The organism is Sedimentimonas flavescens (assembly GCF_019264375.1).
Taxonomy (GTDB): Bacteria; Pseudomonadota; Alphaproteobacteria; order Rhodobacterales; family Rhodobacteraceae; genus Rhodobacter; species Rhodobacter flavescens.
Map to the genome: position 1 here is coordinate 88,745 of NZ_JAHVAI010000005.1, position 21,867 is coordinate 110,611.

The following is a 21,867-nucleotide window of genomic DNA, read 5'->3' on the forward strand; positions in this document are numbered from 1 at the left end:
CGGACCGGCCCTGATCCTGCCCCGTGGTCTTCGGAATGTCCTGCACAGCGGGCATGATATCGGGCAAGCGACGGCGCGGGCTTACGCCGCGTCGTCGTCCAGATCGACCTCGGCAGCCTGAGCCACCACTTCGCGGTCGTCATAGTGACCGCAGGCGCCACAAACGTGGTGCGGGCGCTTCAGCTCGCCGCAGTTCGGGCACTCCGCCGGGTTGCCGGCAACAAGAGCGTCATGCGCACGGCGCATGTTGCGACGGGAACGCGTAACTCGGTTCTGAGGGACAGCCATGTCTCAACCTCGGGTGTTCGGGGGCGTTACAGCCCTGATTTTCCTGGAGTTTCGTCACTGGCGCCAGGTGGCGGACCGGGTGCGAACCCAAACTTTGAATGAGGCCGGGAACATACTGCGATTCTGATCCGGCGCAAGTCCTTTTTCTCCCTTTTTTTTCCGCCCTCGAAACCGGGCGGCTTCAGGCAGGACGTCAATCGTTTTCGCCCGACCCGTTGCCCTTTCCGGCCAGCAGATCGCGCAGGTTGGCAAACGGGCGGGTGGCTTCATCGGTCAACTCTTCGGCCCCGTCGGGTACCGCGCTCAGGCGTGCGTCGGGTTCCAACTCGGTTGCGCGCGGGTAAAGCGGCAGGGCGAGTTCGAGTGCCTCGAGCGCGACTGCGGCAAGGTCAATCTCGGCGCGCAGAGGCTCAAGCGTGTCGTCTTCGGGCATTTCGACCTCGTCACCCGTGGGCTCGGGCAGGTCGGCCAGGTAGTGGCGCGTAATCTCTTCGGCCAGATCGGTCGTGACCGGCGCCAGCGTGACCGCGCAGGGCTGCACGACGCGGGCCGTAAAGGCAGCCTCAAGCAGCCAGTCGCTGCGGCCCTTTGCGGTCAGCGTGCCCTTCAGGCGCAGCGATTTCACCGCCGAGATGCCCGCCCATTGCGCGATCGCCGCGCAGGTGGCGGCGTCGGGGCGGATGTCGAAGCGGTTGGGTTTGCGCCCCGCCAGATCGGCCACGCGCCGCGGCTCGCTCCAGGGCAGGGGGGTGTTCGGGTCGAAGGCGGCGTCACTCATGGATGTTATCCTTTGCTTTTCCCGCGCCATGGCGCAGCTTGGCTCGCAACGCGCTTGAGGGCCGTGCCAGCATGTTGTAAGCGGGATAAAAGGCCAAAGGCTATGAGGCAAGAGGGGGTTTCAGGTGGGACGCGAAACGGTCACGCGGCGCGGGGCGCTTGCACTGGCACTCGGCGCGGCGCTTCTGGCGGCGGGGTGCTCGCCAGTCTATCGCAACCACGGCTACGTCCCTCTGGAAGAGGATCTGGCGAAGATCGAGGTCGGCAAATCGACGCGCGACGATGTCGCGGCGGCGGTTGGACGCCCGTCCTCGGCCGGTCTGCTTGAGGGTTCGGGCTGGTATTACGTAGGCTCGCGCTGGAAGCATTACGGTGCGTTCCCGCCCGAGGAACTGGATCGCCAGGTCGTCGCGATCACCTTTACCCAAGCGGGCGTCGTCGAGAATGTTGAGCGTTTCGGGAGTGAGCGTGGCGAAGTCGTTGTGCTGTCGCGGCGCGTGACCGAGACCTCGATCAAGGGTATCGGCTTCGTTCAGCAGCTCATGGGCTCGTTCGGTCGGGTTTCGGCCGGCCAGGTCCTCGACCGCTGATTTCTTTCCTGGACGGGGTGCCGCGCTGCGGCATCTTTCGTCTTGCGCAGCGTTGGCCATCGGCTAGGCTTTGGACAGGCTCGACACCTGTCCGGGGGGAAGGATGCAGGCGCTCAGCAAGGGTCGATATACCGTTCGTCTGGCAAGCACGCCGCAGGATGTGGGTGCCGCGCAGGCGCTACGCTGGAAGGGGTTCCTCAGCCGCAAGCACGGCGTAGGCGTGACGTCTCAGGATGCGCGGCTTGACGCCGACGGGTTCGACCCGATCTGTCAGCATGTGCTGGTCGAGGATGCGCAGTCGGGTCGGCTCGTCAGCTGCTTTCGCCTCTTGCCGCTGCGGGATGGCTCCGAGATCGGCCGCAGCTATTCGGCGCAATATTACGACCTGTCGGCGCTGCGGGGCTTCGATCTGCCGATGGTCGAGATGGGGCGCTTCTGCATCGACCCAGAGTGTCAGGACCCAGACATCCTGCGCCTTGCCTGGGGGGCGGTGACGCGCTTTGTCGATGAGACCGGGGTGGGGATGCTGTTTGGCTGTTCGTCCTTCACCGGAACCGATTGGACGCATTACAGCGATTCCCTCGCGCTGCTGGCCGCGCGCCACCTTGCGCCCGCCGAGTGGGCCCCGCGCGAGGCGGCGCCCTCGGTTGTCCGCTATTCCGAACGTCTGGCCGCGCATATGCCTGATGCCAAGACTGCCCAACAGCGGATGCCGCCGCTATTGCGCACCTATCTGCTGATGGGGGGCTGGGTCAGCGATCACGCGGTGGTCGATCCCGCGCTGGACACGTTCCATGTCTTCACGGGGCTTGAGATCGCCGCCATCCCGCCCGCCCGCGCACGTGCGCTACGGCTGGTCGCGGGCTGAGACCGCAGCTAGCCGTTGACGTTTTCCTTACGCCCGAGTAGCCGGAGCGCATGGCACGCGCACCCCTTCTTCAGCTCTCCGGCATCTCGCTCACCTTCGGCGGCAACCCCGTTTTCGACGGCCTCGATCTGGTCGTGCAGCCCGGCGACCGGGTTGCCCTGGTCGGCCGCAACGGCTCGGGCAAATCGACGCTGATGAAGGTGATGGCCGGGCTGGTCGAACCCGATCACGGTGAGCGGATCGTGCCCGTCGGCGTGCGTGTCGGCTACATGGAGCAGGAGCCCGACCTGTCGGCTTTCGCGACGCTCGGTGATTTTGCGGCTTCGGCGTTGGATGCCGCGGAACGCTACAAGGTCGATATGGTGGCGGAGGGGCTGAAGTTCCGCCCCGACACGCCGGTCGAGACCGCCTCGGGGGGCGAGCGGCGCCGTGCTGCGCTGGCCAAGCTGCTGGCCGAGGCGCCGGAGCTGATGCTGCTCGACGAACCGACGAACCACCTCGACATTCAGGCCATCGGCTGGCTTGAGGAACAACTGCGCGACACCCGCACCGCCTTCGTCCTGATCTCGCACGACCGTGCTTTTCTGCGCGCACTGACCCGCGCGACGCTCTGGATCGACCGCGGGCAGGTGCGTCGGCAGGAACGCGGCTTCGAGACCTTCGAGGAATGGCGCGAGCAGGTCTGGGCCGAGGAAGACGAGGCCCGCCACAAGCTCGACCGCAAGATCAAGGCCGAGGCGAAATGGGCGGTCGAAGGCATCTCGGCCCGGCGCAAGCGCAACATGGGGCGCGTGCGTGCGCTGCAGGCCCTGCGCGAGGAACGCGCCAGCCAGATCCGTCGTCAGGGCACCGCCGCGATGGAACTCGACGCGGGCACCCAATCGGGCAAGCGCGTGATCGAAGCGCGCGGCCTGTCCAAGCGCTACGCCGAGAAGCAGATCGTCAAGAACTTCGACCTGCGCGTGCTGCGCGGCGACCGCGTGGCCTTCGTTGGCCCGAACGGTGTGGGTAAGACCACGCTGCTGAAGATGCTGACCGGAGAGGTCGCGCCGGACGAGGGCGCCGTCACGCTCGGCACCAACCTCGAGGTTGCGGTTTTCGATCAGGCCCGCGCCACCCTCGATTTCAGCATGTCGCTTTGGGACGGGATGGTGAACGACCCTGACATGCGCGTCTCGGGGCGCTCCGATCAGGTGATGGTGCGTGGCACGCCCAAGCATGTCGTCGCCTATCTGAAAGACTTCCTCTTCGACGAACAGCAGGCCCGCGCGCCCATCGGCTCGCTCTCGGGCGGCGAACGCGCGCGGCTCTTGCTGGCGCGGATCATGGCCAAGCCCTCGAACCTGCTGATCCTGGACGAACCGACGAACGATCTCGACGTTGAGACGCTCGACCTGCTGCAAGACATCCTTGGCGAATACGACGGCACCGTGCTTCTGGTCAGCCACGACCGTGACTTCATCGATCGCGTCGCCACCACCACCATCGCGATGGAAGGGGATGGCCGCGCCACCGTCTATGCGGGCGGCTGGAGCGATTATCAGGCGCAGAAAGCCCTGAGCGCCCCGGATAAATCCGTCGAGAAGCCCGCGCCGAAGAAGGCGGAAGCCACCCCCGCGCCCAAGGAAGCGCCGAAGAAATCCGGCCTCAGTTTCACCGAAAAGCACCGCCTCGAAGCCCTTCCGGGGATCATAGAAAAGCTTGAGTTCGAAATCGGCAAGCTCTCGGAGCTGCTCGGCGACCCGGATCTCTTCACGCGCGAGCCGGTCAAGTTCCGCAAGGCGACCGATATGCTCACCGAACGCCAGGCCACGCTCAGCGCCGCCGAGGAGGAATGGCTGACGCTCGAAGAAAAGGCACAGGGCTGATCTGACGCAGCGTCACTTTGGCCAAGGCTTCCCCTCTTCAATGTGGTGAAAATATCCTGCGGGGGTCCGGGGGTGCAAAACCCCCGGCCTAACGGGAGAATTTCATGCAGCATGCACCGCAGGGGCCCCTGACAGGTCTTCGCATCGTCGAGATCTCAGGTCTTGGCCCCACGCCCTTCACGGCGCAACTCTTTGCCGATATGGGTGCCGAGGTGATCCGCATCGCGCGCCCCAATTCCGCGGGGGCCGAAAACCACGTGCTCGGCATGGAGAACGACCCGCTCGACCGGGGCCGCGATGTGCTCGAACTTGACCTCAAGAACCCGGAACACCATGCCATCGCGCGCCGCCTGATCCTGCGTGCCGACGCGTTGATCGAGGGGATGCGCCCCGGCGCGATGGAGCGCCTTGGCCTTGGCCCCGAAGATTTTCCCGAGAACCCGGCCCTCGTTTACGGTCGCATGACCGGCTGGGGGCAAAACGGCCCGCTGGCGCATAGGGCAGGGCATGACATCAATTATCTGGCCCTGTCCGGCGCGCTCGGCGCGATCGGAACCGCTGAAACGCCGGTGGTCCCGCTCAACCTCGTGGGCGATTTCGGCGGCGGCACGATGTATCTGGCCTTTGGCATGATGACGGCGCTGTGGTCGGTGCGCACGAGCGGTCGCGGGCAGGTCGTCGATGCGGCGATCACCGACGGGGTGGCAAGCCTTCTGGGCATGATCCACGGGATGGCGGGGAACGGCCTGTGGTCGGACCGCCGGGGCGAGAACATGATCGACGGCGGTATCCCGTGGTACGGCACCTATGCCTGCGCTGATGGCGGGCATATGGCGATTGGCCCGCTCGAGCCGAAGTTCTGGGCCGAGCTGCAACGACTGATGGGCTTTGCCGAGGGTGAGTTGCCCGACCGCGCCGACAAGACCCGCTGGCCCGCCCTGCGCGCGGCGCTTGCGGCGCGCTTTGCGGAAAAGACGCGCGACGAATGGGCCGCGATCCTTGAACCCTCCGACGCCTGCGCGACGCCGGTACTGATGCTCTCCGAGGCCGTGCACCACCCGCATAATGTCGCCCGAGGGGCCTATCTTGAACACGAGGGCATGGTTCAACCCGCCCCCGCGCCCAAGTTGTCGCTGACCCCGGGGGCGATCGGTCCGGGCTCGACCCGGAACCGTATCCCCCCCGAGGAGGCGCTCAACCGCTGGCAGGCCTAGCGGTTGTCCGGCTGCGCGCGCACCGACAGGCGCCCGCGCAGCGAGATCCGGTAGGGTCGGCCGTTCTGGCTTTCGATCAGCCGCCGCTTGCGCAACCGCGCGAACAGATCGAGCGTGCAATCGCTCAGGATCAGCCCGTCGCGTGTTACGCAGAGCACTTCGGTGATCTTGCCAGCCTCGCGCATATGTCGGATCTGCCCGCCCTGCGCCAGCGCGTGAAGCACGCGCTGTTCGCGTTTCGAGATATTCATGATGTCCTCGAGTGGAAAGCATGGCACAAGACACCCGACCGCATCGGCGGCGGGGTGGATGTGTCCGGGGTCATCCCGGCTCACAGCTTGCGCACAGTCTCCAGCATCAAGGCTCCGTCATTGGCCGGGATGTTCCCGGCTCGCGGCCAAGATAGGTGGGGAATTCCCGCCAGACAAGGCCGAAGCCCTTGACAGGCGGGGGGTGGATCACCCATAAGCCCCCAACCCGGCGGAAGGAGTCTCTTTCCGCCGGGAATCGTTTTGTAACAACGCCCCTGACGGGGCGCGCAGTCCGAGGCGGGGAAACCCGGCAAACCGAAAGGTGCCACAGGGCGCGGTTGACACAAAGGAATGGCCCATGTTTGCGGTCCTCAAGACTGGCGGCAAGCAATACAAGGTTCAGGCGGGCGACGTGCTCCGCGTGGAACTGATTGCCGCGACGGCTGGCGATAAAGTCCAGTTCAACGAAATCCTGATGGTGGGCGGTGACACGCTGACCGTTGGCGCCCCGCTCGTCGAAGGTGCCGCGGTGGTTGCCGAAGTCATCGACAACATCAAGGCCGACAAGGTCATCACCTTGCACAAGCGCCGCCGCAAGCACTCGTCGCAGCGCACCCGTGGCCACCGTCAGAAACTGACGCTGGTTCGCGTGACCGAAGTTCTCGCTTCGGGCGCCGACAAGTCGGGCGTGAAGGAAGCTGTTGGCACCGCTGCTGCGCGTCGCACCGCGCACGAAGCGAAGTAAGAGGAGGCCTGACCTATGGCACACAAGAAAGCTGGCGGTTCTTCCCGCAACGGTCGCGACTCTGCTGGTCGTCGTCTTGGCGTGAAGCTCTACGGTGGCCAGGCGGCCATCCCGGGCAACATCATTGCGCGTCAGCGCGGCACCACCTGGTGGCCGGGTGAAGGCGTCATGATGGGCAAAGACCACACCATCTTCGCCGTTACCGAAGGCAAGGTTACCTTCCGCAAGGGCCTTAAAGGCCGCACCTTCATCTCGGTGCTCCCTGTTGCGGAGGCGGCCGAGTAAGCCGAACTCGACCCGCATAACGACAGGGGGGATCGGCTGGAAGGCCGGTCCCCCTTTCGTTTTCCGGATCTCTGTTCGGGGCGAGTGGAGGCGCGCCGAGCGGGGTTTCACTAAAAATTCAGGGGCATGGGCTTAACTTTGTCATCAGCCCGCCCAATTTGAAGAATAGGTCGGTAAGACCAGCGTTTCGAGGAGGAGCGCCATGTTTCAAGATACAATTTCGACACAGCCGGTGATTGAGGCCGAGCGGTTCATCCTGCGCCCCCTGCGCAAGTCGGACGCGGGGCTCATTGCAATGTATACCGCCGACAAGCGCGTGGCCGAGGGCACGCGCGCCATTCCCCATCCGCTGCCGCCTGGCGCGACCGAAAGCTATATCACCCGCGCGATGTCGGATACCCGCAGCGAGGATGTCTGGGCGCTCGACGGTTCGGCACAAGGCTTGGCCGAGGTGCTTGGCGTGGTTTCGCTGACCCATCTCGATGATAACCAGTCCGAGGTCGGCTTCTGGGTCGGTCCCGGATTCTGGAACACGGGCTTTGCGTCCGAGGCTGTCGCGGCCCTGGTCGAGGCCAATCCGCACAAGGCCCGTACGCTCTTCGCCGAGGTGTTTCAGGACAATCCGGGTTCGGCCCGCGTCCTGACCAATGCCGGGTTCGAATACCTGGGCGATGCCGAAAGCTGGTCGGTGGCGCGTGGCGCCCGTGTGCCGACCTGGACCTATCTGAAAAAGATGGCCTGAACTTGAGCGACCTGCCGATCCGTTCCGCGCGCCTCGTGCTGGATCGGCTGGTCGCCGCCGACGCCGAGGATTTTCGGCGGATCGTCACGATCCCCGAGGTCGGGCGGATGCTCTTCATCTTTCCCACCGATTACACGACCGAGGCCGCCGCTGCGCTGATCGCGCGCGACGCAGATCCGGCGCGCCGCCCGCTGCGACTTGCGATCCGGCGCCCCGGTAGCGACCGGCTTTGGGGTGCGATCGGGCTGGGGGCAGGGGATCGGCCCGACATCTACTATTTTCTCGACCCCGCCGCAGCCGGGCAGGGGTTGATGCGCGAGGCGGTCGCGCTGTTTTTGCCCTTCGTGCGGGCGCGGTTCGCCCTGCCGGCGCTTCGCGCCAAGGTTTTCACGGATAATCCCGCATCGGTCCGCGTGCTTGAGGCCAACGGGTTCCAGCGGGTCGGGCATGACGAGGTGCAATCGGCGCAGCGCGACGAATTGCATCCGGTCTGGCTCTATCGCGCCGAATACGCCGATCCCCACGCCCCGCTTGAATAAATCCGGCGGGCGGCGTATGTCGGCGCCTTGCAAGCAAGGACCAAAGCCGATGAAATTCCTCGACCTCGCCAAAGTCTATATCCGCTCGGGTGGCGGCGGTGCCGGGTGCGTCTCGTTCCGGCGCGAAAAGTTCATTGAATTCGGCGGCCCGGACGGCGGCGATGGCGGCAAGGGCGGCTCGGTCTTTGTCGAGGCGGTCGAGGGGCTGAACACGCTGATCGACTTCCGCTACCAGCAGCATTTCTTCGCGCAGAGCGGCCAGCACGGCATGGGCAGCCAGCGCACCGGTAAGGATGGCGATGACATCGTGCTGAAAGTGCCGGTGGGCACCGAGATCATCGACGAGGACGAGGAAACCGTCATCGCCGACCTGACCGAAGTCGGGCAGCGCGTGCTGCTGGCCAAGGGCGGCAACGGCGGCTGGGGCAACCTGCATTTCAAATCCTCGACGAACCGTTCGCCCTCGCGCGCGAATCCGGGGCAGGAGGGCGTCGAGCGGACGCTGTGGCTGCGCCTCAAGCTGATCGCCGACGCGGGCCTGCTGGGTCTGCCGAACGCTGGGAAATCGACCTTCCTGGCGGCCGTGTCGAACGCGCGCCCCAAGATCGCGGATTACCCGTTCACGACGCTGGTGCCGAACCTGGGCGTGGTGGGCATCGACGGGCGCGAGTTCGTCATGGCCGATATTCCGGGTCTGATCGAGGGCGCCTCGGAAGGGCGCGGCCTGGGCGATCAGTTCCTGGGCCATGTCGAGCGTTGCTCGGTGCTGCTGCATCTTGTCGATGGCACTTCGAGCACGATCACCAAGGATTACCGCACCATCATTCAGGAGCTTGAGGCTTATTCGCTTGAGCTTGCCGAAAAGCCCCGCGTCACCGTGCTCAACAAGATCGACGCGCTTGACGCCAAAACGCTCTCGAGCCGCAAGCGCTCGCTTGAAAAGGCCGTGGGTGGCCCGGTGATGCTGATGTCGGGTGTAGCCAAGAAAGGCGTGAACGAGGTGCTGCGCGCGCTCTGGGCCGAAATCTCGGAGGACCGCCGCAGCGAGGAAGAGGCGCAACCGTGGCGACCCTGAAACCGGATGTGCGGGCCGCGCGGCGGCTGGTGATCAAGATTGGCTCGGCGCTTTTGGTGGGCGCCGGGGGGCTCAAGACCGATTGGCTGAAGGCGCTGGCCGAGGATGTGGCCGAGGCCCGTGCGCGTGGCTGCCATGTGGTGCTGGTGTCCTCGGGGTCGATCGCGCTTGGCCGCCGGGTTCTGGGCCTGCCGCTTGGCGCGCTGCCGCTGGAGCAAAGCCAGGCTGCGGCCGCCGTCGGCCAGATCCGCTTGGCGCGCGCCTATGAAGAGGTGCTCGCGCCCCACGGTGTGACCACCGCGCAGGTGCTGGTGACGCTGGAAGATACCGACGACCGGCGCCGCTACCTGAACTCGCGCGCGACGATGGAGACGCTGCTGTCGATGGGCGTCGTGCCGATCGTGAATGAAAACGACACCGTCGCCACCGACGAGATCCGCTTTGGCGACAACGACCGTCTGGCCGCGCAGATTGCGGTCACGGTGGGTGCAGATCAACTGGTTCTACTGTCGGATGTGGACGGGTTCTACTCGGCCAACCCGAAGGAAGATCCCACCGCGATCCGGTTCGAGCTGGTCGATAAGATCACCCCTGAGATCGAGGCGATGGCGGGCGATCCGATCTCGGGCCTCTCGAAGGGTGGGATGAAGACCAAGCTGCTGGCGGCCAAGACCGCCGTGGCGGGGGGCTGTGCCATGGCGATCATGGAGGGCTCGACGCCGCGCCCGCTGAGCGCGCTGGCCGAGGGGGCGAACTGCACCTGGTTCCTGCCCGAGGGCGATCCGCAGGTGGCCCGCAAGCGCTGGATCGCAGCGATGAAACCGCGCGGAGAAATTTTCGTCGATGCGGGTGCGGTGAACGCGCTCTTGTCCGGCAAGTCGCTTCTGCCTGCCGGGGTGACCAAGGTTGTCGGCCGTTTCGGCCGGGGCGAGCCGGTGGTGATTGCTGGCCCCGATCGCGCGGTTCTGGCCAAGGGGCTGGTGCGTTACACCTCGGACGAGGCGCGACTGATCGCGGGGCACCGCTCGGCCGAAATTGCCGAGTTACTGGGCTATCCGGGTCGCGCGGCGCTGGTGCATCGCGACGACATGGCGATGGGATAGGAAAGGGGGCCGCTGGCCCCCTTTTTCATTTCGCGATCCGGTCGAGCACGCGCACCCAACTGCGAATGCCCTTGTGGAAGCTTTTCACGTCATATTTTTCGTTCGGGCTGTGGATCTGGTCATCGTCGCAGGCGAAACCGATCAGCATCGCGTCCATTCCGAGGATCGTCTTGAAATAGCCCGCAATCGGGATCGAGCCGCCGCAGCCGGTATAGACCGCAGGCACGCCCCATTCGTCGGAAAGTGCTGCGCGCGCGGCCTCGAAGGCCGGGTCGGTGATTTCCATCACGCTGGCAGGGCTGCCGATGGGTTCTTTCCACTCCAGCGAACAGTCGGCGGGCAGTTGCGCCTCGATCCAGGCCTTGAAGGCGGGCAGGATCTTGTCGGGGGCTTGCCGCGAGACAAGGCGGAAGCTGACCTTGGCGCTGGCCTCGGCGGGCAGTACGGTCTTGAAGCCCGCGCCGGTGTAGCCGCCCCAAATCCCGTTGATCTCTGCCGTCGGGCGGGACCAGAGCTGTTCGAGCGGGGTGCGGTCAACCTCGCCCGCCGGAACCGAGAGGCCCACGTCGCCCAGGAACTTGCCCGCATCGAACGGTAGCGATTGCCACTGCGCGCGCACGGCATCGGGCAGTTCATCGACGTCATCGTAGAAGCCCGGAACCGTGACGCGGCCCTGATCGTCGTGCAGCCCGCCCAGAATCCGCGTGAGTACCCGGATCGGGTTCATCCCCGCGCCGCCATACATGCCCGAGTGCAGGTCCTTGGTCGCCGCCTTGATCGTGAATTCCACCTTGGCAAGGCCGCGCAACATCATCTCGATCGCGGGCTGGGTGTCGGCGAAAAGCCCGGTGTCACAGATCAGCGCGAGGTTGGCGGAAAGCTCCTCGCGGTTGGATTCCATGAAGGGAATGAGCGAGGGCGAACCCGATTCCTCTTCTCCCTCAAGGAAGATCGTGAGGTTGCCGGGCAGGGTGCCGTGGATTTCCTTATAGGCGCGGCAGGCCTCGATGAAGGTCATCAACTGCCCCTTGTCGTCCGAGGCACCGCGTGCGCGGATCACCGCACCCTTGGCGGTTTCCTCGATCGCCGGGTCGAAAGGATCGCGGTCCCACAGGGCAAGCGGATCGACCGGCTGCACGTCGTAATGGCCGTAGAACAGGATATGGCGGCCGGGTGCCTCATGCCGTGCCACGACCATCGGATGGCCGGGGGTGGGGCGCACAGATGCGGTGAAACCAAGCGATTCCAGTTCCTTGACCAGCCAGTCGGCGGCGACGGCACAATCGGGCTTGAAGGCCGGGTCGGTCGATATCGAGGGAATGCGCAGCAGGTCCACAAGGCGATCGAGCGCCTGCGGCAGGGTCTCATCGACGCGGTTCAGAACGGCTTGCAGGGTCATGCGGATCTCCTTTTCTGCGCGAAACCTAGCAGTCCGGTTCGCGCTGTCCAGCCGGTCGCGGGGCGTGATAGAAATGTACGATACATTCCAAAGTATGAATTGATTTATCGGCGCGACATTTTTACGCTCCCATTTTGGGTATTTGACCTTTATCAATGCCCGGCGCGAATGGGGCCGGTATGGCTCTTCCCAGCGAACTTTGGCGAGGGAAACGGAAATGGACTATAATCACGCTCTCGACATGGCGATTCAACGTCTGCACGACGAGGGGCGCTATCGAACCTTCATCGACATCGAGCGTGAGAAGGGCGCCTTCCCGAAAGCGGTCTGGAACCGGCCGGATGGCGACAAGCAGGACATTACCGTGTGGTGCGGCAACGACTATCTGGGCATGGGCCAGAACCCGGTCGTGCTGGCGGCCATGCACGAGGCGCTCGACGCGGTTGGCGCGGGTTCGGGCGGGACGCGCAACATTTCCGGCACCACGGCCTATCACAAGCGGCTTGAGGTCGAACTGGCCGATCTGCACGGCAAGGAAGCGGCTCTGGTCTTCAGCTCGGCCTATATCGCGAATGACGCGACGCTGAGCACGCTGCCCAAGCTGTTCCCCGGCCTGATCATCTATTCGGATGAACTGAACCATGCCTCGATGATCGAGGGGATCAAGCGCAACGGCGGCGCCAAGCGCATTTTCCGCCACAATGACGTCGCCCACCTGCGCGAGCTGCTGGCAGCCGACGATCCGTCGACCCCCAAGCTGATCGCCTTCGAGTCGGTCTATTCGATGGACGGCGACTTCGGCCCGATTTCCGAGATCTGCGACCTGGCCGAGGAATTCGGCGCGCTGACCTATCTTGATGAGGTCCACGCGGTGGGCATGTATGGCCCGCGCGGCGCCGGTATCGCCGAGAAGATCGGCGAGATGCACCGTATCGACATTTTCAACGGCACGCTCGGCAAGGCTTTCGGCGTGTTCGGCGGTTATATCGCGGCCTCGGCCAAGATGGTGGATGCGATCCGCTCCTATGCGCCGGGCTTCATCTTCACCACCTCGCTGCCGCCGGCCATTGCCGCGGGCGCTGCGGCCTCGATCGCGTTCCTCAAGACTGCGGACGGCCAGAAGCTGCGCGACGCGCAGCAGCTGCACGCCAAGGTTCTCAAGATGCGCCTCAAGGCGCTCGGCATGCCGATCATCGATCACGGCTCGCATATCGTTCCGGTGGTCATCGGCAATCCGGTACATACCAAGGCGCTGTCGGACATGCTGCTGGCGGAATTCGGCGTCTATGTGCAGCCGATCAACTTCCCCACCGTTCCGCGCGGAACCGAGCGGCTGCGTTTCACGCCCTCGCCGGTGCACGATCTGAAGCAGATCGACCACCTTGTGCGCGCCATGGATGCGCTGTGGTCGCGCTGTGCGCTGAATCGTGCCGAAGCATCGGCTTAAGTCGCTTCGCGGATGCACAGCTCTCCTGCTTGTGATAAACACAGGGTAAGGGTTAGGGATCACATAACCCGAATCGACAACCTTTAGTGTTTTGGGGCAGGGGCAGCCACATGATCGGGCGGAGGAGCAAACCTTCGACGCAGGCCGAGGACAAGCCGAAAGGCTTTGACGATTTCGAGCTTCGTCTTGGGGATCTCATGCGCGGGGAGCGCGCAACTCTGGCGAAGTCGCTTTTGGATGTGCAGCGAGAGTTGCGCATCAAGGCGGCCTATATCGCAGCTATCGAAAGCTGCGATGTCGCCGCGTTCGAGACACCCTCTTTCATCGCCGGTTATGTCCGATCCTACGCCCGTTACCTCGGGCTTGATCCGGATTGGGCGTTCGAGAGATTCTGCCTGGAGGCGGGCTATCAGCCCACGCACGGCATGGCCGCGGCGGCGTCCGGGCCCAAGCCGCAGCGCCGCCCGACCGAGGTCGCCGAGGCGCTGGCCAATCCCAATGCAACCTTCGTTCCGCGCACCCAGGCGTTCTGGAGCACGATTGAGCCGCGCGCGATCGGCTCGGTATTCGTGCTGGCGCTGCTGGCGGGCGGGATCGGCTATGGTGGCTGGTCCGTCCTGCAAGAGGTGCAGCGCGTGCAACTGGCTCCGGTCGATCAGGCGCCTGGCGTCGTGGCCGAGCTTGACCCGCTGCAAGGCGCGCGGCCCATGCGTATGGCCGAGACCGACGACAGCCTGCCCGACCTTCCGGTACCCGAGGCGCTGGACCGCATCTATCGCCCCGCCGCGCTCGATACCCCGGTGCTGATTGCCCGCGATGGCCCGATTGCCGCGATCGACCCCTCGCAAACGGGTGTTCTGGCCGGGCTGGCGGGCGCGAAACCCGCGATCGAAACCGCACTGGCCGAGGCTTCGGTCGAAAGCATCGATACGCTGGTGCGCACTGTTGCCGCCGAGGCGCCTGCGCTTGAAATTCTTGCCGTGCGTCCTGCATGGGTGCGTGTGAGCGCGGCCGATGGCAGCGTTCTCTTCGAGAAGGTGATGGATGCGGGCGAACGCTACACGCCGCCCAAGCTCGAAGAGGCACCTGTGCTGCGCACGGGTGAGTCGGGTGCAATCTACTTCGCGGTGAACGGCGTGGCCCATGGCCCGGTCGGAAAGCGCGGCGAAGTGACCAAGAACATCGTGCTGGCCCCCGAGGCCGTGACCGAGAAATATGCGACGGCCGAGATCGACGCAGATGGCGACCTTGCGCGGATGATCGCCGTGGCCGATGCCAGCGCGGTGGCGACGGTCAATCCCGCAGGCCAGTGATTTCCTTGAACAGGATTGCGCAGCCGTTGCCCTCGGGCGGCGGCTGACCTATGTCTGGGGCAGCAATCGGAGACCCCGCCATGTCGCTCAACCACATTCGTCCCTGGCGCAATATCTACCGCCGCAAGTCGCGCCAGATCATGGTCGGCAATGTGCCCGTGGGGGGCGATGCGCCGATCACGGTGCAGACGATGACGAACACCGATACTTCGGACGTCAGGGCGACGCTGGATCAGGTGATCCGCTCGGCCGACGTGGGTGCCGATATCGTGCGCGTCTCGACGCCTGATGAGGCCAGCACCCGCGCCCTGCGTGAGATCGTGCGCGAAAGCCCCGTGCCGATCGTGGCCGATATCCATTTCCACTACAAACGCGCCATCGAGGCCGCCGAGGCAGGCGCCGCCTGTCTGCGCATCAACCCCGGCAATATCGGCGATGAAAGCCGCGTGAAAGAGGTGATCCGGGCGGCGAAGGACCATGGCTGCTCGATCCGCATCGGTGTGAACGCGGGCAGCCTTGAAAAGCACCTGCTCGACAAATACGGCGAGCCGTGCCCCGATGCGATGGTCGAAAGCGGCCTCGATCACATCAAGATCCTGCAAGACAACGACTTTCACGAGTTCAAAATTTCCTGCAAGGCGTCGGATGTCTTCCTGGCGGCCGCTGCCTATCAGGCGCTGGCAGAGGCGACCGATGCGCCGATCCACCTTGGTATCACCGAGGCGGGCGGGCTTATGGCTGGCACCGTGAAATCCGCCATCGGTCTTGGCAACCTGCTGTGGATGGGGATCGGCGACACGATCCGCGTCAGCCTCTCGGCCGATCCGGTCGAAGAGGTCAAGGTCGGCTACGAGATCCTCAAGTCGCTTGGCCTGCGCACGCGCGGGGTGCAGATCATCTCGTGCCCGTCCTGCGCGCGACAGGGCTTTGACGTGATCAAGACGGTCGAGACGCTCGAAAAGCGCCTTGAGCACATCAAGACCCCGATGAGCCTGTCGATCATCGGCTGCGTCGTGAACGGCCCTGGCGAGGCGCTGATGACCGATATTGGCTTTACCGGCGGCGGTGCGGGCTCGGGGATGGTCTATCTGGCGGGCAAGCAGAGCCACAAGCTCTCGAACGCCGAGATGGTCGATCATATCGTGGGGCTGGTCGAGGCCCGCGTGGCCGAGATCGAGGCGGCAGGCGATACGCCCGATGCGGCGGAATAAGCCCTGAAATGAAAAAGGCCGGCGCGATGCCGGCCTTTCGCGTCTCTGGCAGGGCGATCAACCGCGCTGCTCGGCCACGATTTGCTGCATCGTCTTGAGGGGCGCATAGCCGCGCAGCATCTCGCCGCCGATGACGAAGGCCGGGGTGCCCGAGATTCTCATGCGCTCGGCCAACTGGTGGTTGGCGCGCAAAACGGCGGTCACTTCTTCCTCGTTCATCCGCTTGAGCACGGCGTCCTTGTCCACGCCCTGCTCATCTGCCAGCCGCGAGAGGCTTTCAAGCGTGATCGAGCCACGGAAAGCGATCAGCTCGTCATGGACCTTCTTGTAGGTCTCGTCGCCCGCAAGCTGCTTCACAGCCACCGCGAAGCGCGCCGAGAGGTCGGATTCCTGACCCAGGATTGGGAATTCCTTGACGATGAAGCGGATGTTGCCGTCCTTGGCCAGAAGCTCCTCGACCTCGGTATAGGCCTTGCGGCAATAGCTGCAGCGGTAATCCATGAACTCGACGATGGTCAGGTCGCCGTCAGGGTTGCCACCGATCCAGGAATAGCCGTCGTCAAACAGGTCCTCGGCGTTGGTCTGCACCAGCACCTTGTCATTCTGCGCCTCGGCAGCCTGCTGGCGCTCTTCGAGTACGCCGATCGCCTCAACCAGAACCTCGGGGTTTTCCATCAGATAGGTCTTCACGGCCTCGCCGAAGGCCGCCTTTTCGGCGTCCGACATCCCGGAGATATCGAAAGCCATCGCGGGGGCGGAAAGCGCCGTCGAGAGGGCGAGGGCGGCGAAAAGCTTGCGCGTCATCAGTTCATCCTGTTCAGGGCCTTGCGGCCGGTTCGGGCCAAACTGGCCAGTCCTGTCTTCATGCGCAAGAGGGGTGTGCATGGTGCGACTCTGTGACCGCCGCCATTGACCCTACCGCCAAGGCGGCCTATCGCGCATATTCAATCCGCAGGATGGAGGCAGAAGATGCGTTTCTCAAGCCGTGGTCAGGTTGATCCCTTTATTGTGATGGATGTGGTTGAGGCCGCGCGCGCCGCAGAGGCCGCCGGGCGCCATATCATTCATATGGAGGTGGGGCAGCCGTCGACGCCCGCACCGGCTCAGGCGCGTGCCGCACTGGCGGAGGCGTTGGAGCGCGACTCTCTTGGCTACACGGTTTCGCTGGGGCTGCCTGCGCTGCGCGAAGGGATCGCACGGCTTTACGCGCGCTGGTATGGCGTCGATCTGGACCCGGCGCGGGTGGTAGTAACGGCGGGATCGTCGGGCGCCTTCGTGCTGGCCTTCTCGGCGCTTTTTGATGCGGGCGAGCGCGTGGCATTGGGCGAGCCCGGCTATCCGAGCTATCGCCAGATCCTGCGCGCCATGTCGGTCACGCCGGTCGGCATCCAGAGCCGCCCCGAGAACCGCTATCAGCCCGTGCCCTCCGAGATCCCCGCCGATGTGCAGGGGTTGATCGTGGCCTCGCCCGGCAACCCCTCGGGGACGATGCTCGGCAAGCCGCAACTGGCCGCCCTGATGGCCGAGGCCGCGGCACGCGACATCGCCTTCATCTCGGACGAGATCTACCACGGCCTGCATTACGGTGATCGGGCGGTCAGCGCGCTTGAGATCTCGGATCAGGCCTATGTGATTAACTCCTTCTCGAAGTATTTCTCGATGACGGGCTGGCGCGTGGGCTGGATGGTCGTGCCCGAGGATCACATCCGCACGGTCGAGCGGCTGGCGCAGAACCTGTTCATCTGCCCGCCCCATGCCAGTCAGATTGCCGCGCTCGCTGCGCTTGACTGCATCGACGAGCTGGAGGCGAACCGCGCCGTCTATGCCGAGAACCGTCGCCTGATGCTAGAGGGCCTGCCGAAGGCCGGGTTCACCAAGATCGCGCCGCCCGACGGAGCCTTCTACATCTACGCCGATGTCTCGGATCTGACGCAGGACAGCGTGGCCTTCGCCGCCGAGATCTTGGAAAAGGCAGGTGTGGCCGTAACTCCGGGGCTCGATTTCGATCCGCGTCGCGGCGCACGGACCCTGCGCTTTTCCTATGCCCGCGCCACCGCCGATATCGCCGAGGGGCTCGGTCGTCTGACCCGTTTCATGGCTGCGCGCGGTTGAGCGGTTTCTCAGGCGTTTGCGGCGCGCTATACTGCGCGAAAACGGGCAGGGCGGCATGAAACGCATTCTCTTGGGCATCGCGCTGGCGTGGCTGGCGAGTATCGGGCTGGTTCAGGCACAGGATTTCTCGGCGCTTGCACGAGTTGAGCCCGCGCGCAGCCATGTCCGCGCGACCGATGGCCAGATCGAGATCGTTCTGGGTATCAGCCAGCCGGTTCCCTTCCGTGCGTATCTGCTGGATGGACCGCCGCGCCTGATCGTCGATTTCCGCGAGGTGGATTTTACCGGCCAGAACCCGGCGGATCTGAACGAAGGCGGGGCGCTGCGAGGTCTGCGGTGGGGTCGTTTCCGGCCCGGCTGGTCGCGCCTTGTGGCAGAGCTTCCGGGGCCGATGCGCTTGCTTGAGGCGGTCGAGGAAACCGCGCCCGATGCCGCGTCGGTGCGCGTGCGGCTGGAACCTGTTTCGCCCGAGGATTTCACCGCGCGCGTGGGCGCGCCATCCTCGGTGCTGTGGGATCTGCCGCAACCGGCGGTGACCGAGGCGCCGCATCGTCGGCAAGACGGGGCGCGGCCCTTGCGTGTGGTGCTTGACCCCGGCCATGGCGGCATCGACCCCGGCGCCGAGGCTGACGCGCAGAGCGAGGCGGTGCTGGTGCTGACCTTCGCGCGCGATCTGAAAGAGGCGATGACGCGGGCGGGTATGGAAGTGCTTATGACCCGCGAAGAGGACATCTTTGTCCCACTCGAAACCCGGATCACGGTTGCCCGCGCCGTCGGGGCGGACCTGCTGCTGTCGCTCCATGCGGATGCGCTCGCCGAGGGGGAGGCGACCGGTGCCACTGTCTACCTGCTCGATGACGCGGCACAGGATGCGGCCTCGCAAAAACTGGCCGAGCGCCATGATCGTGCGGACCTGCTTGCTGGCGTCGATCTGTCGGGTCATGACGATGCCGTCGCCGGGGTGCTGATGGATCTGGCGCGGGTTGAGACCCATCCGCGCAGCCTTCGCCTTGCACAGGTTCTGGCGGGGGCGATCAAGGCCGAGGGGCTGAAGATGCACCGCCATCCGGTGCAGGGCGCGGATTTCTCGGTGCTGAAATCGCCCGATATCCCCTCGCTGCTGCTGGAACTGGGGTTCCTGTCCTCCGAGGCGGACCGTGTTCGGCTGCTCGACGCCGAGTGGCGCAAACGCATGGCTCGCGCGGTGGTGAAGGGGGTCGAAAGCTGGGCGCAGGCTGATGCCGCCGAGGCGCGTCTGCTACGCAAGTAGCAACGGGGTCACAAAAATCGTCCACCGCGCCCTGTCGCGGGCGCATCGCCGCCGGCCTGACGCCAAGTTGTTTTGACCCGCGCGCGCACGCGCGATATACGGGCGGCCGAACGGGGCAATCGGCCCCATGGGGGTGCTTGTGATCCGTTTCGTCCTGTCGTCGCTCGGGGGTCTTTTCTCGTGGATTGTGACCGCGGTGTTTTTCGCCGCGCTGACCTTGGGTGCGATCTTCTGGATGTATTCGCGCAACCTGCCCAGCCACGAGCAGCTTGCCCAATACACCCCCAAGACGATCTCGCGCATCTATAACGGCGAGGGGCGTCTGATCGACGAATTCGCCGAAGAGCGCCGGATCTTTGTGCCGGTCAGCGAGATCCCCGATCTGGTCAAGAATGCCTTCGTCTCGGCCGAGGACAAGAACTTCTGGGTCCACCGCGGCTATGACGCGCGCGGCATGGTGGCGGCGGCGGTGCAGGCGGTCAAATCGGGCGGGCGCGATCTGCGCGGCGCATCAACGATCACGCAGCAGGTGATGAAGAACTTCCTGCTCAGCTCCGACCGCTCGGTTGAGCGCAAGATCAAGGAGTTGATCCTGGCCTCGCGCGTCGAGGAGGCGTTGTCGAAAGAGCGGATCCTCGAACTCTACATGAACGAGATTTTCCTGGGCCAGAACTCTTACGGCGTTGCGGCCGCTGCCCAGACCTATTTCAACAAGACGCTGTCCGAGTTGACGCCGCATGAGGCCGCAACGTTGGCCGCGATGCCCGCTGCGCCCTCGAACTTCCATCCCGTGCGCAACAAGGAAAAGCTGGAAGGCCGCCGGAACTACGTGCTGCGCGAGATGTGGCAGAACGGCTATATCGACGAGGCGACCTATGAGCGCGAGCGCCAGCAGCCTGTGCGCTCGGTCCAGAACGGCGATTTCCCGCCTTTCCGGCAGGCCCTTCCGCCGCGCGACTATTTCACCGATGAGATTCGGCGCCAGCTGTCGAAGACCTTCGGTCAGGAGGAATTCTTTGGCGGCGGTCTGACGATCCGCGCCACGGTGAACCCCGACATGCAGCGCGCCGCCGCCAAGGCGCTGCAAGACGCGCTGGAGAAATATGACCGTAGCCAAGGCGTCTGGCGCGGCACTGACGCGACCATCGCCGCCGACCAACTGGGCGATGAGGCGACGTGGCGCGCAGCGCTTGCCGCGGTGCCGACCGACAAGGCCCCGCGCGACATTGAGGGCTGGTATCCCGCCGTCGTGCTGGAGTTGGGCGAGGATTCGGCCCGGATCGGCATCGAAGGCATTGAAGAAGATGGCGACGGCCACTGGATTCCGGCCGAAGATGTCACCTGGGCCAAGAAGCTGAAGGACGATGGCAAGCTTGGCCCCAAGGCCAAGCGCGCGTCGGACCTTGTGGATCTGGGCGATGTGGTTCTGGTGCGCGCCGTTACCAAGGACGAGGACGGCTCTTTCGTGCGCTGGAGCCTGCGTCAGGTGCCCCAGGTCGAGGGCGCCTTCATGGCGATGGACATCAACACCGGGCGCGTGATCGCGATGCAGGGTGGCTTCAGCTATCAGGCGTCGGTCTTCAACCGCGCGACGCAGGCGATGCGGCAGCCGGGTTCGAACTTCAAGCCCTTCGTCTATGCGGCGGCGCTGGACAAGGGCTTTACCCCGGCGACCATCGTCGTGGACGCACCGATCGAGGTGAACACTCCGCAAGGCCTGTGGCGCCCCAAGAACGCGTCGAACAAATTCTACGGGCCGACGCCCATGCGCACCGGGCTTGAGCAGTCGCGAAACCTGATGACCGTGCGTATCGCGCAGGAAATCGGGATGGAGACGGTCGCGCAATATGCCGAGCAGTTCGGCGTCTACAATCCGATGAGCCCGTTCCTGGCAAACGCGCTCGGCGCTCAGGAAACCACGATGTACCAGATCGTCAGCGCCTATGCGATGTTCGCCAACGGCGGGCAGCGTGTGGAGCCGACGCTGGTGGACCGGGTGCAGGACCGCTGGGGCCGTACGGTCTATCGCCATGATCAGCGCGTCTGCGAGGATTGCGGCAAGGAGATCCTGGCCGAGGGGCTTGGTCCGCGCATCCGAGCCGAGCGTGAGCAGGTGATAAACCCGGTCACCGCCTATCAGATGGTCTCGATGATGGAGGGCGTCGTGCAGCGCGGCTCCGGCTCGGGCGTCAACCTGCCGGTGCCGGTGGCGGGCAAGACCGGGACGACGAACGACGCAAAAGACGTGTGGTTCACCGGCTTTACCTCGAACATCGTGGCAAGCTGCTACATGGGCTATGACCAGCCCCGCACTCTGGGGCGCGGAGCCTATGGGGGCACGCTCTGCGTGCCGGTTTTCAACGCTTTCATGACCGAGGCGATCAAGGAATATGGCGGCGGCCGGTTCAAGGCCCCTCCGGGCGGCTACTGGGCCAAGTTCAACCGCTACACCGGCGAGCGTCTCTCGGACGATGCCACGGGCGATTTCGTTCAGGCCGAATACCTGCGCGAGGGGCAGGACGGCATGTTCGGTCTTGGCCTGATCGTGGATGGCGGCTTTGCCATGGGGGCGAACCTACCGCTGTTTGCGCAGGGCGAGACGGACGGCGAGGGCACCGAGATCATCACCTCGACCGGCGAGCGCGCGGTTATTCCGAAGAAAGCCGATTTTGGCACGCTCAGCTCGGGCGGGCTTTACTGACACCGGGCAGCGGCCACAGGGCGCGGGCAAGCCTTGCCCGCGCGTGACCTTGGCTGTATCACCGCCCGC

The 21,867-nt window shown here is 64.9% G+C and carries 21 protein-coding genes; 16 read left to right on the forward strand and 5 right to left on the reverse strand.

All coding sequences use genetic code 11. The annotated features are described in order from the left end of the window. Nucleotides 1-81: 81 nt before the first annotated feature. Nucleotides 82-288: a 50S ribosomal protein L32 gene (rpmF, locus tag KTQ37_RS06485; protein ID WP_218629682.1), complete on the reverse strand. Its 207-nt coding sequence runs from the start codon at nt 286-288 to the stop codon at nt 82-84. 193 nt (nt 289-481) lie between these two features. After that, the gene (locus tag KTQ37_RS06490; protein WP_218629683.1) at nt 482-1,066 is read right to left on the reverse strand and encodes a YceD family protein; all 585 of its coding nucleotides are present in this window, start codon (nt 1,064-1,066) and stop codon (nt 482-484) included. A 124-nt stretch (nt 1,067-1,190) separates the two neighbouring features. Here KTQ37_RS06490 and KTQ37_RS06495 point away from each other — a divergent pair, with 124 nt between their 5' ends. From KTQ37_RS06495 to KTQ37_RS06510, 4 genes are all read left to right on the forward strand, one after another. After that, nucleotides 1,191-1,655 (forward strand): outer membrane protein assembly factor BamE, encoded by a 465-nt coding sequence (locus KTQ37_RS06495; RefSeq protein ID WP_260014735.1) that lies wholly within the window; start codon nt 1,191-1,193, stop codon nt 1,653-1,655. Between the two features lie 103 nt (nt 1,656-1,758). Then, complete coding sequence (locus KTQ37_RS06500; RefSeq protein WP_218629684.1) at nt 1,759-2,523, forward strand: GNAT family N-acetyltransferase; 765 nt, start codon at nt 1,759-1,761, stop codon at nt 2,521-2,523. 50 nt (nt 2,524-2,573) lie between these two features. Then, nucleotides 2,574-4,391 carry an ABC-F family ATP-binding cassette domain-containing protein gene (locus KTQ37_RS06505; RefSeq protein ID WP_218629685.1) on the forward strand — a complete coding sequence of 606 codons (1,818 nt, stop codon included), beginning with the start codon at nt 2,574-2,576 and terminating at the stop codon, nt 4,389-4,391. Between the two features lie 104 nt (nt 4,392-4,495). Continuing rightward, complete coding sequence (locus KTQ37_RS06510; protein ID WP_218629686.1) at nt 4,496-5,605, forward strand: CaiB/BaiF CoA transferase family protein; 1,110 nt, start codon at nt 4,496-4,498, stop codon at nt 5,603-5,605. Here KTQ37_RS06510 and KTQ37_RS06515 read toward each other — a convergent pair. After that, on the reverse strand, nt 5,602-5,856 hold the full coding sequence (locus tag KTQ37_RS06515) for a YjhX family toxin (protein WP_218629687.1): 255 nt from the start codon (nt 5,854-5,856) through the stop codon (nt 5,602-5,604). The two genes, KTQ37_RS06510 and KTQ37_RS06515, sit on opposite strands and share 4 nt — an antisense overlap. Before the next feature lie 358 nt (nt 5,857-6,214). Between KTQ37_RS06515 and rplU the strand changes: the two genes are divergently transcribed. The 6 genes from rplU to proB all read left to right on the forward strand — a co-directional run bounded on the left by rplU (nt 6,215) and on the right by proB (nt 10,345). Further along, nucleotides 6,215-6,601, forward strand: coding sequence for a 50S ribosomal protein L21 (rplU, locus tag KTQ37_RS06520; protein ID WP_218629688.1), 387 nt, complete (start codon nt 6,215-6,217; stop codon nt 6,599-6,601). 15 nt (nt 6,602-6,616) lie between these two features. Continuing rightward, complete coding sequence (gene rpmA / locus KTQ37_RS06525) at nt 6,617-6,886, forward strand: 50S ribosomal protein L27 (protein ID WP_218629689.1); 270 nt, start codon at nt 6,617-6,619, stop codon at nt 6,884-6,886. 202 nt (nt 6,887-7,088) lie between these two features. Further along, nucleotides 7,089-7,628 carry a GNAT family N-acetyltransferase gene (locus KTQ37_RS06530; protein ID WP_218629690.1) on the forward strand — a complete coding sequence of 180 codons (540 nt, stop codon included), beginning with the start codon at nt 7,089-7,091 and terminating at the stop codon, nt 7,626-7,628. Between the two features lie 2 nt (nt 7,629-7,630). Next, on the forward strand, nt 7,631-8,167 hold the full coding sequence (locus tag KTQ37_RS06535) for a GNAT family N-acetyltransferase (RefSeq protein WP_218629691.1): 537 nt from the start codon (nt 7,631-7,633) through the stop codon (nt 8,165-8,167). Between the two features lie 49 nt (nt 8,168-8,216). Continuing rightward, nucleotides 8,217-9,242, forward strand: coding sequence for a GTPase ObgE (gene obgE / locus KTQ37_RS06540; protein WP_218629692.1), 1,026 nt, complete (start codon nt 8,217-8,219; stop codon nt 9,240-9,242). After that, the gene (proB, locus tag KTQ37_RS06545) at nt 9,230-10,345 is read left to right on the forward strand and encodes a glutamate 5-kinase (protein ID WP_218629693.1); all 1,116 of its coding nucleotides are present in this window, start codon (nt 9,230-9,232) and stop codon (nt 10,343-10,345) included. The genes obgE and proB overlap by 13 nt, the downstream gene beginning before the upstream one ends. A gap of 25 nt (nt 10,346-10,370) precedes the next feature. Here the strand turns inward: proB and KTQ37_RS06550 are convergent, their stop codons facing one another. Continuing rightward, a complete protein-coding gene (locus KTQ37_RS06550) occupies nt 10,371-11,744 on the reverse strand; it encodes a M20/M25/M40 family metallo-hydrolase (protein WP_218629694.1) in 1,374 nt (457 codons plus the stop codon). A 217-nt stretch (nt 11,745-11,961) separates the two neighbouring features. Between KTQ37_RS06550 and hemA the strand changes: the two genes are divergently transcribed. From hemA to ispG, 3 genes are all read left to right on the forward strand, one after another. Next, nucleotides 11,962-13,191 carry a 5-aminolevulinate synthase gene (hemA, locus tag KTQ37_RS06555; RefSeq protein ID WP_218629695.1) on the forward strand — a complete coding sequence of 410 codons (1,230 nt, stop codon included), beginning with the start codon at nt 11,962-11,964 and terminating at the stop codon, nt 13,189-13,191. Between the two features lie 110 nt (nt 13,192-13,301). Beyond that, nucleotides 13,302-14,504 carry a helix-turn-helix domain-containing protein gene (locus tag KTQ37_RS06560; RefSeq protein ID WP_218629696.1) on the forward strand — a complete coding sequence of 401 codons (1,203 nt, stop codon included), beginning with the start codon at nt 13,302-13,304 and terminating at the stop codon, nt 14,502-14,504. 80 nt (nt 14,505-14,584) lie between these two features. After that, the gene (gene ispG, locus KTQ37_RS06565) at nt 14,585-15,715 is read left to right on the forward strand and encodes a flavodoxin-dependent (E)-4-hydroxy-3-methylbut-2-enyl-diphosphate synthase (protein ID WP_218629697.1); all 1,131 of its coding nucleotides are present in this window, start codon (nt 14,585-14,587) and stop codon (nt 15,713-15,715) included. Nucleotides 15,716-15,772: 57 nt separating this feature from the next. On the opposite strand, the gene KTQ37_RS06570 is transcribed toward ispG, so the two are convergent. Then, nucleotides 15,773-16,519 (reverse strand): DsbA family protein, encoded by a 747-nt coding sequence (locus KTQ37_RS06570; protein WP_218629698.1) that lies wholly within the window; start codon nt 16,517-16,519, stop codon nt 15,773-15,775. A gap of 165 nt (nt 16,520-16,684) precedes the next feature. Between KTQ37_RS06570 and KTQ37_RS06575 the strand changes: the two genes are divergently transcribed. The 3 genes from KTQ37_RS06575 to KTQ37_RS06585 all read left to right on the forward strand — a co-directional run bounded on the left by KTQ37_RS06575 (nt 16,685) and on the right by KTQ37_RS06585 (nt 21,798). After that, nucleotides 16,685-17,827 (forward strand): pyridoxal phosphate-dependent aminotransferase, encoded by a 1,143-nt coding sequence (locus KTQ37_RS06575; protein WP_218629699.1) that lies wholly within the window; start codon nt 16,685-16,687, stop codon nt 17,825-17,827. A gap of 55 nt (nt 17,828-17,882) precedes the next feature. Then, nucleotides 17,883-19,097, forward strand: coding sequence for an N-acetylmuramoyl-L-alanine amidase (locus KTQ37_RS06580; protein ID WP_218629700.1), 1,215 nt, complete (start codon nt 17,883-17,885; stop codon nt 19,095-19,097). Between the two features lie 139 nt (nt 19,098-19,236). After that, nucleotides 19,237-21,798, forward strand: a complete 2,562-nt coding sequence (locus KTQ37_RS06585; protein WP_218629701.1) for a penicillin-binding protein 1A — start codon at nt 19,237-19,239, stop codon at nt 21,796-21,798. Nucleotides 21,799-21,867: the final 69 nt, after the last annotated feature.

Excerpts from the sequence above, each read along its gene's own strand:
- KTQ37_RS06560 (WP_218629696.1), top strand. The coding sequence starts at position 13,302 with ATGATCGGGCGGAGGAGCAAACCTTCGACGCAGGCCGAGGACAAGCCG.
- hemA (WP_218629695.1), top strand. The coding sequence starts at position 11,962 with ATGGACTATAATCACGCTCTCGACATGGCGATTCAACGTCTGCACGAC.
- KTQ37_RS06500 (WP_218629684.1), top strand. The coding sequence starts at position 1,759 with ATGCAGGCGCTCAGCAAGGGTCGATATACCGTTCGTCTGGCAAGCACG.
- KTQ37_RS06550 (WP_218629694.1), bottom strand. The coding sequence starts at position 11,744 with ATGACCCTGCAAGCCGTTCTGAACCGCGTCGATGAGACCCTGCCGCAG.
- KTQ37_RS06530 (WP_218629690.1), top strand. The coding sequence starts at position 7,089 with ATGTTTCAAGATACAATTTCGACACAGCCGGTGATTGAGGCCGAGCGG.
- rpmA (WP_218629689.1), top strand. The coding sequence starts at position 6,617 with ATGGCACACAAGAAAGCTGGCGGTTCTTCCCGCAACGGTCGCGACTCT.
- obgE (WP_218629692.1), top strand. The coding sequence starts at position 8,217 with ATGAAATTCCTCGACCTCGCCAAAGTCTATATCCGCTCGGGTGGCGGC.
- KTQ37_RS06575 (WP_218629699.1), top strand. The coding sequence starts at position 16,685 with ATGCGTTTCTCAAGCCGTGGTCAGGTTGATCCCTTTATTGTGATGGAT.
- KTQ37_RS06580 (WP_218629700.1), top strand. The coding sequence starts at position 17,883 with ATGAAACGCATTCTCTTGGGCATCGCGCTGGCGTGGCTGGCGAGTATC.
- KTQ37_RS06515 (WP_218629687.1), bottom strand. The coding sequence starts at position 5,856 with ATGAATATCTCGAAACGCGAACAGCGCGTGCTTCACGCGCTGGCGCAG.
- rpmF (WP_218629682.1), bottom strand. The coding sequence starts at position 288 with ATGGCTGTCCCTCAGAACCGAGTTACGCGTTCCCGTCGCAACATGCGC.
- rplU (WP_218629688.1), top strand. The coding sequence starts at position 6,215 with ATGTTTGCGGTCCTCAAGACTGGCGGCAAGCAATACAAGGTTCAGGCG.
- KTQ37_RS06505 (WP_218629685.1), top strand. The coding sequence starts at position 2,574 with ATGGCACGCGCACCCCTTCTTCAGCTCTCCGGCATCTCGCTCACCTTC.
- KTQ37_RS06510 (WP_218629686.1), top strand. The coding sequence starts at position 4,496 with ATGCAGCATGCACCGCAGGGGCCCCTGACAGGTCTTCGCATCGTCGAG.
- KTQ37_RS06490 (WP_218629683.1), bottom strand. The coding sequence starts at position 1,066 with ATGAGTGACGCCGCCTTCGACCCGAACACCCCCCTGCCCTGGAGCGAG.
- ispG (WP_218629697.1), top strand. The coding sequence starts at position 14,585 with ATGTCGCTCAACCACATTCGTCCCTGGCGCAATATCTACCGCCGCAAG.
- KTQ37_RS06570 (WP_218629698.1), bottom strand. The coding sequence starts at position 16,519 with ATGACGCGCAAGCTTTTCGCCGCCCTCGCCCTCTCGACGGCGCTTTCC.